Raw genomic sequence first — 13,357 nt, 5'->3', positions numbered from 1 at the left:
CTCCAGGCACGGATGCCACAGGAAGCCAGAAGGTTGAAATGACCGAAGGCAGGTGTGGCCCGTGCCTTCCGCCGCTACTTTGCGCGCACCGGACCACCACCCGCCTGCCATGACCCTCTCCCGTTTCACCGGCCTGCTCGCGCTGGCCCTGCCGTGTACTGCCTTTGCCGTCGAGATCGATGGCCGCATCGATCCTGCCGAATGGCAGGACGCGCGCCACATCACCGACTTCCGCAAGACCCAGCCGCTGACCGGCGAACCAGGCTCGCTGCCGACCGAGGCCTGGATCCTGGCCACGCCGGATGGTCTGGCCATCGCTTTCCGCGCCACGCATCCGGCCAGCGTGCCGCGCACGCGGCAGAAGGTGCAGCGCGACTTCGACGCACAGGTCGACCGCGTCAACGCCTTCATCGACTTCGACGGCGACGGCCGCACCGGCTATGCCTTCACCGTCAGTTCCACCGGCGGCATCTCCGACGAGATCATCACCAACGAAAACCGGTTCAGCAACGACTGGGACGGGCAGTGGCGCCACGCCGTCAGCGAGGACGAGCAGGGCTGGTCGGTGGAACTGCTGATTCCGTGGCATACCGCGCCGATGCGAGACGGCACCGATGGCCAGCGCACCCTGAAGGTCTTCCTGGCGCGCGTCATCGGCGCCACCGGCGAACGCATGGCGTGGCCGCAGGCGAGCTTCGAGCGCCCGCGCTTCCTCTCCGACTTCGCGCCGGTCACGGTGCCACGCTACGACCAGTCGCTGCTCGCCATCACGCCCTATGTGTCGGGGTTGTACGACAACGTCGGCGGGCGCGGGGACTTCAATGCCGGCGCCGACCTGTTCTGGAAGCCGAACGGACGCTTCCAGCTGACTGCGACCGTGAAGCCCGACTTCGGTCAGGTCGAGGCCGACGACCTGGTGGTCAACTTCAGCGCCACCGAGACCTTCATCAGCGACAAGCGCCCCTTCTTCACCGAGAACCAGGGCATCTTCGAACTGACCACGCCGTCGGACGACAGCCAGCAGCTGTATACGCGGCGCGTCGGCAGCACCGGCGACATCACCGCGGCGGTGAAGTTGAACGGCAGCCTGGGCCAGGTGAACTACGGCCTGTTTTCCGCCGACGAGAATGGCGCCACCGGTCGCCGCTACCACGCGTTGCGCGTGGTGCGCGATTTCGACAAGCAGAACCTCGGCGCCATGCTGACCCGCGTGGACGATCCATGGCGCGACCGCGACGCCACCGTGCTGGGCGTGGACCACAACTGGCGGCCCACCGCACGCTGGAACGTGCGCACGCGCCTGCTCGCCAGCCGCATCGAACAGGCAGGCGGCGAGGTCGACGATGTCGGCGCCACCGTGTGGGCCGATTACGAGATGGACGGGGGATGGCGCCAGCAGTGGATTGCCATGCACTTCGGCAACGACCTGCAGCTCAACGATTTCGGCTATCTGTCGCGCAACAGCACCAACTACCTGCACTGGGAAGTACGCAAGCGTTTCACTGGCCTGCCGGACGACTCGCGCTATTCGTCGAAGGACTGGCGCTGGCGTGTCAGCAGCAGCCACAACAACCACGGCGACAAGCTCAACGACCAGTTCCGCGTGAGCCGCGAAGGGCAGCTGCGCAACGGCAGCTACGAGTACGCGCAGATCAACGTCAACAGCGCCGGCCTGACCGACACGCTGCTGCGCGGCAACGGCGTGGTGAGGCTGCCGTCGAACTTCAACACCTATTTCGAGTACGAGCGGCCACGCCAGGGCGACTGGGCGCACGAGACGGAAATGGAGATCGTCAGCGGGGGCCTGGCGGGCAACCGCAAGCTGGGCGGCGGAGGCGGTTACACCGGGACGTACTTCATCAACGATGCCTTCAGTCTCTACGGCGGCTTCTACGCGCTGTACACGCCAGACTGGCTGGTCTGGCAGCGCGAGAACCTGGTGGGCGGCTTCCAGCGCCGGCAGGTCAGCCTGGATGCGGGCGTGGACTGGGTGATGTCGGACCGCCACGAACTGCGGGTGAAGATGCAGGCGATCGCCCTCGATGCGCGCGTGCAGGATGCGTGGCGCTTCGATCCGCTGGGCCATGCGCTGGCCGCGTCCGATACGGTGGAAGACTTCAGCGTGCGCAACCTGGGTTTCCAGGTGCGCTACCGCTACGAACTCGCACCGCTGTCCTACCTGTACGTGGTCTATGCCCGCGGCGGTTACGAGCGGCGCACCGGCACCGACGGCATGGACGACCTGCTGCAGGACAGCTTCCGGCTGCGCGACGACGAGCAACTCGTGGTCAAGCTGAGCTACCGCTTCGAGATCTGACGGGGCGGTTTCAGCGAGTGACGGCGGGTTGCAGCGTGATCACCACCTGGCCGTCGTCGATGCGCACCGCGTCGGCGGCCAGCGTACCCGGCACCTGCGCCAGGTCATCATCGGTCAGCCGGTACAGGGGGCGCGTGTTGGCGTACTCGCGGATCAGGTCCTGCAGTGCCTCGCGCGAACCGCCGGGCAGGCCACGCCCGGCTGCGCCGGTCCCGATGTGTTCCAGCACCGGGTCCACCAGGTGCAGGCCGCGCGTGCCGGGGTCGTAGCGCAGGCCGCTGCTGACCACCACGTTGCCGTTCTCCAGGCGATCGCCGTTGGCCAGCACCACGGCGTAGTTCATCCGCAGGTTCAGCCGTTCGCCCGGCACCGGGATGCGCACCTGCGGATCGCTCAGCGTGATCGATGCGAAGCCTTCCAGCAGCGCATGTTCCACCGGGAAGCCGCTGCCGGCCGCGGCTTGCAGCTGGGTGGCATTGAAGCGCAGCACGTTGCCGGCATCGGCGAAGGCCATCGGCGGCAGCGACACCAGGGCGAGCAGGGCGAGTCGGGAGAACAGGGATTTCATCGGGGATTGCCTCATTGCAGGTGGATGACCACGCGGCCGTTCTCGATCTGCGTGCTGCCGATCCGCTTGCTGGCCGGCAGGCGTTGCAGGATGTCGTTGTCGATGCGGTAGACCGGTTCGCTGCGTGCGTACTCGGCCAGCACCGTGTTGACCAGCTGGCGCGTGCCGCCGGACATCAGCGAACCCGATCCCGGCACGTCGACCGACAGGATCTCCGGGTTGTCCAGGTGCAGGCCGCGCGTGGCAGGGTCGTAGCGCAGGCGGCTGGCGAGCGCGAAATGACCGCGGCTCACGTCGCGTGCGCCCAGCGCACTGACGCCGATGTCGAAGTCCAGGCGCAGGCGGTCGTCGTTCGACGGCATGCTCAGGCGCGGATTGGTCAGTGTGGCGGACACCAGTCCACCGAGCTTGTCGAACTCGCGCGGGAAACTCTGGTTGAGGTAGCGCTGCAGTTGCGGCTGGGTGAAGTTGATCTGGTTGCCGAACAGGCCGGTGACCGTGTTGAGCGTTTCGCAGCCGGCAAGGGCGAGCGTGGCGGTGGTGGCGAGGGCGACGACCAGGAAGCGGCGGCGGGTGCGCATGGAAGGCTCCGTGACGGATCGCCGCACCATAGCGGGCGGTGCCTGTCCGACGGCTAACCGGGGAGCGACGGATCGTCGTGCCAGCGCTGCTTGCGCTCTGCGGTGCAGTGCCACCATGGCGCCGGTCCACCGCCTTCCATGAAGCGCACGGCGGCAATGAAGCAATCGCAGAGGCAGGGGTCGTGGCGCTGGCCGGTGGCGGCGTTGACGCGCCGATAGAGCGCATGCGGATCCTGGCCGACGAGCTGATGCGGCTGGACGATGCCGATGCCGCGCAGGTCGCTGGCGGTGGACGGGCCGACGTTGGGGATGTCTTCGAGGTCCCGGGCGTCGTCGGGGTGGCGTGCTTTCATCGCGCCAGCCTGCGAAAGCTCGATCGTGGTGTCAGCTGGCGGCGCGCCCGCGTTCCTTCAGTGCCGCCATGAAGGTGTCCATGTGCGGCCGCAACGGCGCGAACACATCGTCGGTGTCCTTGCGATGGTCGACCATCAGCCCGCCCAGCAACTGGGTGCCGATGACCAGCGCGGCACGCTCGTCGCCGCTGAACCCGCGCTGGCGCTGGACGTTCTCGAGGATGCGCATCCAGTCGTCGTGACAGGCGTGTTCGAACTCGATGGTGCAGCGGCCGCTGCAGGGCAGGCCGTCGCGCTCGATCGGCGTGACCGTGATGCGGTAGCGGTGGGTGTCGTTGGGCATGGCGGCAGGCGCGGAAGCGGTTGGGGGATGCCCTCAAGATAGGCGCGCGCGATGGAGTGGACGAGGTCCGTCGCCGCGATGGACTGTTCCGTCGAACGTCGCCGCGGTTCAGTCAGCGGATCGCGCCGGCCTTGAACAGCGGCAGCGGGTCGTGGGCGCCATCACGACCATAGATTCCGTAGTGCAGATGCGGTGGCGTGCCCCGCGCATTGCCGGTCGTGCCGACGAAGCCCAGGACGTGGCCTGGCTGCACCACCTGCCCGGTCGCCAGCGCAGCCGCCCAGTCGTCGAGGTGCGCGTAGTAATGCCGCTCTCGGCCCGGGCCGAGGACCCACACCTGCCTGCCACCGAGGCCGCCCTCGCGCACGGAGACCACCAGCCCGCGCGTGGCGCTGACGACCGGCGTGCCGCGCTTGGCGAAGATGTCCACGCCCTGGTGCGTGCGGTCGGTGCCGCGTGGCGCGCCGAACGTGTCCGCGATCTGCCGCGCACGCACACCTTGCACGGGCACTGGAAGTGCGAGCGGCGGTGGTGCGCGTGAGATATCCCACAACATGCGTGCGGACGCCATGAAAGGCTGGCCACACGCCCAGGCGAGCAGTACGACGAGTACCGCCAGCCACAGCAGCGACCACGCCAGGCGTCGCAGGCGGAGGGCGGCCGCTCGCATCGCGCGGATCAGGCCTGCGACTGCGGCAGTTGGCTTTCCAGCCGTGCTTTCAGCGCGGGGTCCAGCTTCAGCTGCTTCGCCAGTTCGTCCAGGTAGGCCCGTTCCATGAAGTTCTGTTCATCGGCCACCAGCAGGCTGGCCAGGTACATTTCGGAGGCGATCTCGGGCGTGCTGCCGGCGCGCGCGACTTCGGCCGGGTCCAGTGGCTTCTCCAGTTCGGCATGCATCCACTGCTGCAGGTCGGCATCGGTGCCGACGCGGGAGAATTCGCCTTCGATCACCTCACGCTCGCGTGCATCGATGTGGCCGTCGGCCTTCGCCGCAGCGACCAGCGCCTTGAGGATGGCCTGGCTGTGCAACTCGGCCTGCGGCGGCGGCAGGCGGTCGACGGTCTGCGGCGTGGCGCCGGCGGCGAATCCGCCCTGTTGCTGCCTGTACTCGCCATAGGCGCGGTAGGCCATCACGCCGATCGCGGCCAGGCCCCCGTACGTGGCCAACTTGCGCGTGGTCTTGTGCTTGCCCAGCAGCAGGCCGAGCGCGCCACCGCTGATCGCGCCCTTGCCGAAATCGGCATTGAGCACACTGCCGGTGCCGCTGGAGGATTTCAGCAGATGGTCGAGGAAGCCCTGGATCTTCATGCGTGGCGCACCTTGCGTAGGGGATGAAGGACTATCTGCGGGCGCGCCTGGCGGTTCGCAATAGTGACCGATGGCACGCCAAAAAAAACGGGACGGCATGGCCGTCCCGTTCGGGTCACGCGAGGTGCGCAGCGATCAGGCTGCGGCGTCCTTCAGCTTCTTCAGCGGACGGACCTTGACCTTCACCGTGGCCGGCTTGGCGGCGAACCACTGCTCTTCCTTGGTGAACGGGTTGATGCCCTTGCGCTTCGGCTTGGCCGGCACATTGACGGCCGTGATCTTCAGCAGGCCCGGCAGCGTGAAGGCGCCAGCGCCCTTCTTGTTGACGGAGGCGTGCACGGCGCTTTCCAGCGAGGCCAGCACGGCGCGGACGTCCTTGGCGGCAACGGCGGTGGCTTCGGCGATGTGGGCGACGAGGCCCGACTTGCTCAGCGCTTCCTTGATCGGCTTCGGCGCGGCCGGCTTGGCGGCGGCCTTCGGTGCAGCTTTCTTGGCGGCCTTCTTCGGCGCGGCCTTCTTGGTGCTCTTTGCCATGTGTCCTGTCTCTACTGTCGAGTGGTTGGGTAATCGGGCCGATCGCATCGGCAAGCGAAATGTAGGGCAAAGAACTGGCGGCGCCAAGAGCAGGAAGCCCCTGAAATGCCTTTTTTTTCGCTTTTTTCCCGTTTTTCCGTCGCCGCGCGTCGGAAATCGCCTGTCGGCATGACGAAATCACCTCGCGTGCACGTGCGGCAAGCGGTATCCGCCACGGTCGGCCGCGACCGGATGCCGCACCCCTGCGACGCTCAATCGTCCTCGTGCCGCGGCTTGTACGCCTCCACCAGTTTCTGCTGCACGCCGGGCGGCACGGGTTCGTAGTGGCTGAAATCCAGGCGGTAGCGGCCCTGGCCGGCGGTCATCGACTTCAGTTCCGCCGCGTAGCCTTCCAGCTCCGCCAGCGGCACCTGCGCCTTCACCACGATCTCGCCGCGCGCGGCATCGGTGCCGTTGATGCGTGCGCGCTTGCCGGCCAGGCTGCCGGTGATGTCGCCCACCTGCGTTTCGGGCACCGTGACTTCCAGGTCGACCACCGGCTCCAGCACCTGCGGCCGCGCCTTGGCGATGGCGTCGAGGAAGGCTTTCTTGCCGGCAGCGACGAAGGCGACTTCCTTGCTGTCCACCGCATGGTGCTTGCCGTCGTGGACGACCACCCGGATGTCCTGCAACGGATAGCCGGCCACCGCGCCGCTCCCCAGCACCTGCCGCACGCCTTTCTCCACCGCCGGCAGGAACTGGCCCGGAATGGTGCCGCCCTTCACTTCGTCGACGAATTCGAACCCACTGCCGCGCGGCAGCGGTTCGATGCGCAGGGACACTTCACCGAACTGTCCCGCGCCGCCGGTCTGCTTCTTGTGGCGATGGTGGCCCTCCGCCCTGGCGCCGATGGTCTCGCGGTAGGCGATGCGCGGCGGTCGCGTCTTCACTTCCACCCCATGCCGTTCCTTCAGCCGCTCCAGCATCACCCGCAGGTGCAGGTCGGACAGCCCGCGGATGACGGTTTCGTTCAGCTCGGGCTGGTGTTCGACGACGAAGGCAGGATCCTCTTCGGCCAGCTTCTGCAGGGCGATGGACAGCTTCTGCTCCTGCCCCTTGCTGGCGGCCTCGATCGCCAGCCCGAACATCGGTTTCGGGAAGGACACCGGCGCCAGGTGGATATGGTCCTCGTCGTGGCTGTCGTGCAGCACCGCATCGAAGTGCAGGTCGTCGACCTTGGCCACGGCGGCGATGTCGCCGGGGATGGCCTGGTCGACCTCCACATGGTCCTTGCCCTTGAGTTTGAACAGGTGGCCGACCTTGAACGGCTTCTTGCCGTCGTCGACGAACAGTTGCGTGTCCTTCTTCAGCGTGCCCTGGTAGACGCGGAAGATGCCGAGCTTGCCGACGAAGGGGTCGTTGACGATCTTGAAGACGTCGGCGATGACGTGCGCGCGCGGGTCGGGAACGGCCTCGATCGGTTGCGTACCGCTGCCGTTGGACTTCACGAAGGGCGGCGGATTCGCTTCGGCGGGATTCGGGAACAGGCGCTCGGCCACGTCCAGCAGTTCCTTCACGCCGACGCCGGTGCGCGCGGAGGCGAAGCACACCGGCACCAGATGTCCTTCGCGCAGGCACTGCTCGAACGCATCGTGCAACTCGTCGCCGGACAGGCCGCCTTCGCCGAGGTCCAGGTAGTGCGCCATCGCGGTCTCGTTGACCTCGACCACCTGGTCGATGATCTTCTGGTGCCAGTCCGCGACCGCCCCGAGATCCGAGTCGCCGGTCGATTGCCAGAAGCAGTCGATCACGGCCTTGCCGCCCTGTGCGGGCAGGTTGAGCGGCAGCACTTCCGCGCCGAATTCCTCGCGCAGCGCCGCCAGCACGCCGGCCGCATCGGCGCTTTCGTTGTCGATCTTGTTGATGACGATGGCGCGGCACAGGCCGCGTTCGCGGGCACGCTCCATCAGGCGGCGCGTGCCATGGGCCACGCCGGTGTCGGCATCGACGACGATCAGTGCGGTTTCCACGGCGGAGAACGCCGACAGCGCGGGGCCGCGGAATTCCGGATAGCCGGGCGTGTCGATCAGGTTGACGTGCATGCCGCCGTGATCGGTGCTGGCGATGGCGGTGTCGATGGAATGGCCGCGGGTCTTTTCGATCGGATCGTGGTCCGACACGGTGGTGCCGCGCTCGATGGTGCCTGCCACCTGGAGGGCGCCGCCGGCATGCAGCAGGGCTTCGAACAAGGTTGTTTTGCCGGCGCCGGGGTGGCCCGCCAGGGCCACGTTGCGGATCTGTTGTGTGCTGTACGACATGAGGCCGTTCCTCCCGAGGGTTGGGGTCGAAGGGCCGTCATGGCTGTCCGGGCTGAGCGCATCCCGTGAGCGTGGCGCTCGGCGGGCGGTCATGGCGGACGGCCAGCATCGGCATGCGTCCGGGCGGGGTCAAGCCGCACTGCGGTACATGCCGTGAACATCCGCGGGTGTACCCTGCGCATCCCTTGACCCGATGGAGCACGACCATGGCTTTGAAGCGTTATGCGGATGCGGTGTGGAGCGGCGATCTGCAGTCCGGCAAAGGCACCTTGAGCACGCCGCAGAGCGGCCTGTTCGAAGGACAGAACTATTCCTTCAAGACACGCTTCGGCGACGAGAAGGGCACCAACCCGGAAGAACTGCTGGCGGCGGCGCATGCCGGCTGCTTCACCATGGCGCTGTCGGCGGTGCTGGGCAAGGCCGGCTTCACCGCGGACAGGCTGCAGACGCGCGCCGAGGCGACGATGGAGCCGGGGATGGATCCGGGACCGACGGTCACCGCGATCAAGCTGACCGTGTCGGCCAGCGTGCCGGGCATCAGCGCGGCGCAGTTCGAGGAGATCGCCCAGCAGGCCAAGGCGGGTTGCGTGATTTCGCGCGCGCTGTCGGTGCCGGTATCGCTGGAGGCAACGCTGCTTTGACGGGAATCCGGGCCGCGCTGCTGGTGCATGGCGCCGGTGGCGGCGGCTGGGAATGGAATGTGTGGCGGGGCGTATTCGAGGCGGCCGGTATCGCGGCTGTCGCGCCCGATCTGCAACCGGTGGCCGCGGGACTCGCGTCCACCGTTTTCGATGATTATGTACGGCAAGCTCGCGAGGCGCTGCTCGCGTTGCCGCGACCGCGCGTGGTGGTCGGTGCCAGCCTGGGCGGGCTTCTGGCGCTCCATGTCGCGGACGCGGCCGATGCGGTGGTGCTGGTGAATCCGCTGCCGCCCGCGCCCTGGCATTCGTCGCTCGTGCCGCGTGCCTGGCCGGACATCGTGCGCTGGCAGCGGCATGCGCGCCTCGATGGCACACGCCGCGCACTGCCGGATACCGACGAAGCGACGGCCTTGTTCGCCTTCCGCCACTGGCGCGATGAATCCGGTGCCGTGCTGCGCCATGCGTACGCCGGTACCGATGCCGCACGCCCGGCGTGTCCGGTGCTGTTCGTGCTGTCCCGGGCGGATGACGACATCCCGTCGGCGGTTCCAGTGGCGATGTCGGCCGCCTGGGACTCCGATGTGCTGCAAACGGTTTCTCCGTCCCACGTCGGGCCGTTGCTGGACCTGCATGCGTCCGGCATCGCCGCACAAGCTGTCGAATGGCTAAACCGTGCCGGGCCTGCGGACTGAGTTCAGCCCGATTTCACCCGGCGGGGCCGAGCATGCGCCCACGCCACTCCGGCGTGGGGAGTACCCGACATGAAGCGTCTTTCCGCCGCCGTGGTGGCCGTGGGCCTGCTGGTTACCGGCGTGGCATCCGCGCAGTCCTCGCGGCACTACGGCACGTCCGACCGGTACGGCGACGAACCCTATTACGACTATGCGCGCGTGGTGCGCGTGGATCCCGTCATCGATGGCGGCTATCGCGATATGCGAAGCACGACGTCGCAGCAGTGCTACTACCGCGATGCAGACGATGTCTATGCCCGCGACGGTTATCGCGAGGACGCCTACGGCAATCGCGGCTACGGCGACGTGTACGACAATGGCGACTATCGCGGTGCCTACGGGCAGGACCGCTACGGCGAGCGCCGCGTGTCCAATGGCGGCACGGAAGCCGGCCGCACGGTGGCGACGGTGATCGGCGGCATTGCCGGTGCGGTGCTCGGCAGCAAGGTCGGCGACGGCAGTGGCCGTTATGTCGGTACCGCGGTCGGCTCGATGGTCGGCGGCATGGCGGGGCGGTCGGTCTACGACAACTCCCAGCGCAACCGCCAGGTGCAGCGTGGCCGGGTGCGCGTCTGTGATCCGGTGCCGGTGAACGATGGTCGGTATGGTGACGACTATTACGGCGACGGGCGCGTCTCCGGCTATGACGTGACCTATGAATACGGTGGCCGCACCTACCGTACCCGCACCGACCATCACCCCGGCGACCGCATGCGCGTGCGCGTGGACGTACGTCCCGAATGAGGTCCGCGTTTGGCGGGAGCCCTGGGCGGTAGCCGGGGAAGTGCCGCGACGAGGGGCCGCAAGGCCCCTTTTTTGTGGGCGTTGCCGTCATGCGCGCCACCGCGCATAGTCCTGCGCTGGATCAACGCAGGAGTGCGGCATGCGGCGTCTGGCTTGGGGAATGGGCGGGTTGCTGGTGTGTGCGGGTGCCGTGCAGGCGCAGGTGCAGGTGATCACGGCGGCACGCGTGCATACCTCCGATCCCGCACGACCGGTGGCGGACGCGATGGCGTGGGATGCGCAGGGGCGCATTCTCGCGGTCGGTAGCGCCGGCGAATTGCAGGCACGCTATCCGGATGCGACACGTATCGACGCCGCCGGCAAGACGGTGATTCCCGGCCTGATCGATGCGCACGGCCACGTCATGGGCCTGGGCTACGCGCTGATGCGTGCGGACCTGGTGGATGCGCAGGACAAGGCCGACGTGATCGCGCGCCTGCGCGCCTTCGAGAAGCAACTGCCGCCGGACGCCTGGTTGCTGGGCGGCGGCTGGGACCAGAACGACTGGCCGGAAAAGACCTTCCCGACCGCTGCCGATCTCGACGCTGCGTTCCCCGATCGTCCCGTCTGGCTCGAGCGCGTCGACGGCCATGCCGGCTGGGCCAACAGCGCGGCCCTGCGTGCGGTGACGGCGAAGGCCACACGCCCACTGGATGGCGACTGGCAGCCGGAAGGTGGACGCATCGAGCGCGTCGATGGCAGGCCGAGCGGTGTATTCGTCGACGCGGCGATGTCGCTGGTCAACGCCGTGGTACCGGCGCCCGATGCGACCTACCGTCGGCAGGCGCTGGAGAAGGCGACGCAGGCCGCCGTGCGCAACGGCCTGACCGGCGTGCACGACATGGGCGTGTCGCGCGAGGACCTGGCACTGATGAAGCAGTTCGCCGACGAAGATCGCCTGCCGCTGCGCATCGACGCCTATGCCGACGGCGATGGCGCCGCGCTGGCCGACCTGTGCGCGCAGGGGCCGTACCGCCATGCTGGCGGCCGCCTGCAGATGCGCGGTGTCAAACTTTATGCCGACGGCGCGCTGGGTAGTCGCGGTGCCGCGCTGCTGGAGGACTACAGCGACGATCCCGGCAACCGTGGCCTGCTGGTGACCGAGCCGACGGCGCTGGAGGCCGCCATGCGCAAGGCGCGCGACTGCAAGGTACAGGTGGCGACGCATGCGATCGGCGACCGCGGCAACCGTCTGGTGATGGATGCGTATCAGCGCGTGCTGGGCGATACCGCGAAGACCGACCACCGCTGGCGCATCGAACACGCGCAGGTGGTGGCGCCTGAAGAGTTCCCGCGCTTCGCCGCGCTTGGCGTGATCGCCTCGATGCAGCCGACGCATGCGACCTCGGACATGCCATGGGCGCAAGACCGGCTTGGACCGGTGCGCATCACCGGCGCCTACGCCTGGCAGCGTTTGCAGGCCAGTGGCGTGAAGCTGGCACTCGGCTCGGATTTTCCGGTGGAATCGGTCGATCCGCGTCGCGGGCTGCATGCAGCGGTGACAAGGCAGGACGGCAAGGATCACCCCGACGGCGGGTGGATGCCGGACCAGCGGCTGAGCGCTGCCGAGGCATTGCGCGGATTCACCGCGGATGCCGCATGGGCAGGGCACGACGAGAAAGCGGTGGGCCGGCTCGCGCCTGGTCTGCGCGCGGATTTCGTCATCCTCGACGAGGATCCGCTGGCGATTCCCGGCGAACAGCTCGATGACCTGCATGTCCGCTCGACCTGGGTGGACGGCGAGCCGGTCTACCAGGCGAAGTAGATCTCTGGCTTCTGTAGGAGCGACGTAAGTCGCGACCGTGCAGTCGAACGCATCCGGGACAGGGCTGAACTGCATGCGCTTGTCCCATGAGTCTGCAGCAGAGAGGGTCCGCGGTCGCGACTTACGTCGCTCCTACAAAAAACCGGATGCCGCTACCAGTCGATCTCACCGGTCACGATGGTGCGCACATGGCCGCCAGACCAGACGTCGCCCGCATCGTCCACGCGCAGTTGAAGGCGTGCGTCGTAGCCGACTTCGCGGCCCTGGCTGACGATATAGCGGCCGTCGCGACCGGGCAGCGCGTCGCGCGAGGCCAGCCAGGCGGCCAGCGTGGCGTTGGCGGCGCCGGACGCGGCATCCTCGAAGGCAGCAGGTGCACCCACGAAAGCGCGTACCGCCAGGTCGTACTCCTGGCCCGGCGTGCGTGCGTAGGCGCACACGCCCATGCTGTCGGTGGCCTTGGCGAGCGCGCTGATGGCGTCCCAGTCCGGTGTGGCGCCACGCAGGGCGGCTTCGTCGCGTACCTCGGCCAGCCACCAGCGGCGACCGCCATCCATCAGCGCGGTCGGCAATTCACCGGCCGGCAGGCAGGCGAGGGCGGCGCGCAACACGTTGTCTTCGGCCGGATCGCCGATCTTCACCACGTGGGCGCGTGGCGTGCGAACGGCGATGGTGCGGTCGATGCCTTCGCCCTCCACGCGCAGCGGCAGTACGCCAACCGCGCCTTCCTGCATCAGCAGGTCGTCGACCGGCGTGGCGAGACCGGCACCGAGCACGACATGCGCCGTGCCGACGCTCGGATGTCCGGCGAACGGCACTTCGCGGCGTGGACTGAACATGCGCACGGCATAGCTCGCGCCCGGCTGCGTGGGGGCGAACACGAAGGTGGTTTCCGGCAGGCGCGTCCAGCGGGCGATGGCCTGCATGGCGGCGTCATCCAGGCCGGCGGCATCGAGCACGACGGCCAACGGGTTGCCGGCGCCGGGGCGATCGGCGAAGACGTCCAGCTGGACGTAGCGGCGGAGGGTCATGGGGATGTTGTTGCGTGGGGGCCGCGCAGCTTACCAAGTCGTGGACCGGTGACGGCGGGTCTCGCCGGCCCTCGCTCCTCCGGCAGGACGGTCGGGTGTTCGTTG

Annotated in this window: 14 protein-coding genes; 5 read left to right on the top strand and 9 right to left on the bottom strand. The window is 68.0% G+C overall.

Annotated elements, in window-relative coordinates:
- The first annotated feature begins 109 nt into the window (after positions 1 to 109).
- Positions 110 to 2,317: a DUF5916 domain-containing protein gene (locus V7060_RS05955; protein WP_334178323.1), complete on the top strand. Its 2,208-nt coding sequence runs from the start codon at positions 110 to 112 to the stop codon at positions 2,315 to 2,317.
- Positions 2,318 to 2,327: 10 nt separating this feature from the next.
- Here the strand turns inward: V7060_RS05955 and V7060_RS05950 are convergent, their stop codons facing one another.
- From V7060_RS05950 to fusA, 8 genes are all read right to left on the bottom strand, one after another.
- On the bottom strand, positions 2,328 to 2,885 hold the full coding sequence (locus V7060_RS05950) for a hypothetical protein (protein WP_334178322.1): 558 nt from the start codon (positions 2,883 to 2,885) through the stop codon (positions 2,328 to 2,330).
- A gap of 11 nt (positions 2,886 to 2,896) precedes the next feature.
- Positions 2,897 to 3,466 (bottom strand): DUF1439 domain-containing protein, encoded by a 570-nt coding sequence (locus V7060_RS05945; RefSeq protein ID WP_334178321.1) that lies wholly within the window; start codon positions 3,464 to 3,466, stop codon positions 2,897 to 2,899.
- A gap of 53 nt (positions 3,467 to 3,519) precedes the next feature.
- The gene (locus tag V7060_RS05940) at positions 3,520 to 3,819 is read right to left on the bottom strand and encodes a helix-hairpin-helix domain-containing protein (protein WP_334178320.1); all 300 of its coding nucleotides are present in this window, start codon (positions 3,817 to 3,819) and stop codon (positions 3,520 to 3,522) included.
- Between the two features lie 31 nt (positions 3,820 to 3,850).
- Positions 3,851 to 4,162, bottom strand: coding sequence for a DUF3861 domain-containing protein (locus V7060_RS05935; RefSeq protein WP_334178319.1), 312 nt, complete (start codon positions 4,160 to 4,162; stop codon positions 3,851 to 3,853).
- 112 nt (positions 4,163 to 4,274) lie between these two features.
- Complete coding sequence (locus V7060_RS05930; RefSeq protein ID WP_334178318.1) at positions 4,275 to 4,832, bottom strand: M23 family metallopeptidase; 558 nt, start codon at positions 4,830 to 4,832, stop codon at positions 4,275 to 4,277.
- Between the two features lie 8 nt (positions 4,833 to 4,840).
- A complete protein-coding gene (locus V7060_RS05925; protein ID WP_334178317.1) occupies positions 4,841 to 5,470 on the bottom strand; it encodes a tellurite resistance TerB family protein in 630 nt (209 codons plus the stop codon).
- Between the two features lie 135 nt (positions 5,471 to 5,605).
- The gene (locus V7060_RS05920) at positions 5,606 to 6,004 is read right to left on the bottom strand and encodes an HU family DNA-binding protein (protein WP_062351169.1); all 399 of its coding nucleotides are present in this window, start codon (positions 6,002 to 6,004) and stop codon (positions 5,606 to 5,608) included.
- A gap of 251 nt (positions 6,005 to 6,255) precedes the next feature.
- The gene (fusA, locus tag V7060_RS05915) at positions 6,256 to 8,301 is read right to left on the bottom strand and encodes an elongation factor G (protein ID WP_334178316.1); all 2,046 of its coding nucleotides are present in this window, start codon (positions 8,299 to 8,301) and stop codon (positions 6,256 to 6,258) included.
- Positions 8,302 to 8,507: 206 nt separating this feature from the next.
- Between fusA and V7060_RS05910 the strand changes: the two genes are divergently transcribed.
- The 4 genes from V7060_RS05910 (at position 8,508) to V7060_RS05895 (ending at position 12,221) form a co-directional block, all read left to right on the top strand.
- Positions 8,508 to 8,942: an OsmC family protein gene (locus tag V7060_RS05910; RefSeq protein ID WP_334178315.1), complete on the top strand. Its 435-nt coding sequence runs from the start codon at positions 8,508 to 8,510 to the stop codon at positions 8,940 to 8,942.
- Entirely contained in the window at positions 8,939 to 9,634 is a 696-nt protein-coding gene (locus tag V7060_RS05905; RefSeq protein WP_334178314.1) for an alpha/beta fold hydrolase, read from the top strand. The genes V7060_RS05910 and V7060_RS05905 overlap by 4 nt, the downstream gene beginning before the upstream one ends.
- Positions 9,635 to 9,703: 69 nt before the next feature.
- Entirely contained in the window at positions 9,704 to 10,417 is a 714-nt protein-coding gene (locus V7060_RS05900; RefSeq protein WP_334178313.1) for a glycine zipper 2TM domain-containing protein, read from the top strand.
- A 139-nt stretch (positions 10,418 to 10,556) separates the two neighbouring features.
- Positions 10,557 to 12,221: an amidohydrolase gene (locus tag V7060_RS05895; protein WP_334178312.1), complete on the top strand. Its 1,665-nt coding sequence runs from the start codon at positions 10,557 to 10,559 to the stop codon at positions 12,219 to 12,221.
- A 152-nt stretch (positions 12,222 to 12,373) separates the two neighbouring features.
- Here V7060_RS05895 and V7060_RS05890 read toward each other — a convergent pair whose 3' ends face one another.
- Positions 12,374 to 13,252, bottom strand: a complete 879-nt coding sequence (locus V7060_RS05890; RefSeq protein WP_334178311.1) for a PhzF family phenazine biosynthesis protein — start codon at positions 13,250 to 13,252, stop codon at positions 12,374 to 12,376.
- Between the last annotated feature and the right edge of the window lie 105 nt (positions 13,253 to 13,357).

This window comes from Pseudoxanthomonas sp. (genome assembly GCF_036845285.1).
Taxonomy (GTDB): domain Bacteria; phylum Pseudomonadota; class Gammaproteobacteria; order Xanthomonadales; family Xanthomonadaceae; genus Pseudoxanthomonas_A.
The sequence above is the reverse complement of the archived record's forward strand: the minus strand, read 5'-3'. Positions and strand labels throughout refer to the sequence as shown.

What these genes read in the sequence shown, in the direction of transcription:
- V7060_RS05955 (WP_334178323.1), top strand. Translation starts at nt 110, where the DNA reads ATGACCCTCTCCCGTTTCACCGGCCTGCTCGCGCTGGCCCTGCCGTGT.
- V7060_RS05950 (WP_334178322.1), bottom strand. Translation starts at nt 2,885, where the DNA reads ATGAAATCCCTGTTCTCCCGACTCGCCCTGCTCGCCCTGGTGTCGCTG.
- V7060_RS05945 (WP_334178321.1), bottom strand. Translation starts at nt 3,466, where the DNA reads ATGCGCACCCGCCGCCGCTTCCTGGTCGTCGCCCTCGCCACCACCGCC.
- V7060_RS05940 (WP_334178320.1), bottom strand. Translation starts at nt 3,819, where the DNA reads ATGAAAGCACGCCACCCCGACGACGCCCGGGACCTCGAAGACATCCCC.
- V7060_RS05935 (WP_334178319.1), bottom strand. Translation starts at nt 4,162, where the DNA reads ATGCCCAACGACACCCACCGCTACCGCATCACGGTCACGCCGATCGAG.
- V7060_RS05930 (WP_334178318.1), bottom strand. Translation starts at nt 4,832, where the DNA reads ATGCGAGCGGCCGCCCTCCGCCTGCGACGCCTGGCGTGGTCGCTGCTG.
- V7060_RS05925 (WP_334178317.1), bottom strand. Translation starts at nt 5,470, where the DNA reads ATGAAGATCCAGGGCTTCCTCGACCATCTGCTGAAATCCTCCAGCGGC.
- V7060_RS05920 (WP_062351169.1), bottom strand. Translation starts at nt 6,004, where the DNA reads ATGGCAAAGAGCACCAAGAAGGCCGCGCCGAAGAAGGCCGCCAAGAAA.
- fusA (WP_334178316.1), bottom strand. Translation starts at nt 8,301, where the DNA reads ATGTCGTACAGCACACAACAGATCCGCAACGTGGCCCTGGCGGGCCAC.
- V7060_RS05910 (WP_334178315.1), top strand. Translation starts at nt 8,508, where the DNA reads ATGGCTTTGAAGCGTTATGCGGATGCGGTGTGGAGCGGCGATCTGCAG.
- V7060_RS05900 (WP_334178313.1), top strand. Translation starts at nt 9,704, where the DNA reads ATGAAGCGTCTTTCCGCCGCCGTGGTGGCCGTGGGCCTGCTGGTTACC.
- V7060_RS05895 (WP_334178312.1), top strand. Translation starts at nt 10,557, where the DNA reads ATGCGGCGTCTGGCTTGGGGAATGGGCGGGTTGCTGGTGTGTGCGGGT.
- V7060_RS05890 (WP_334178311.1), bottom strand. Translation starts at nt 13,252, where the DNA reads ATGACCCTCCGCCGCTACGTCCAGCTGGACGTCTTCGCCGATCGCCCC.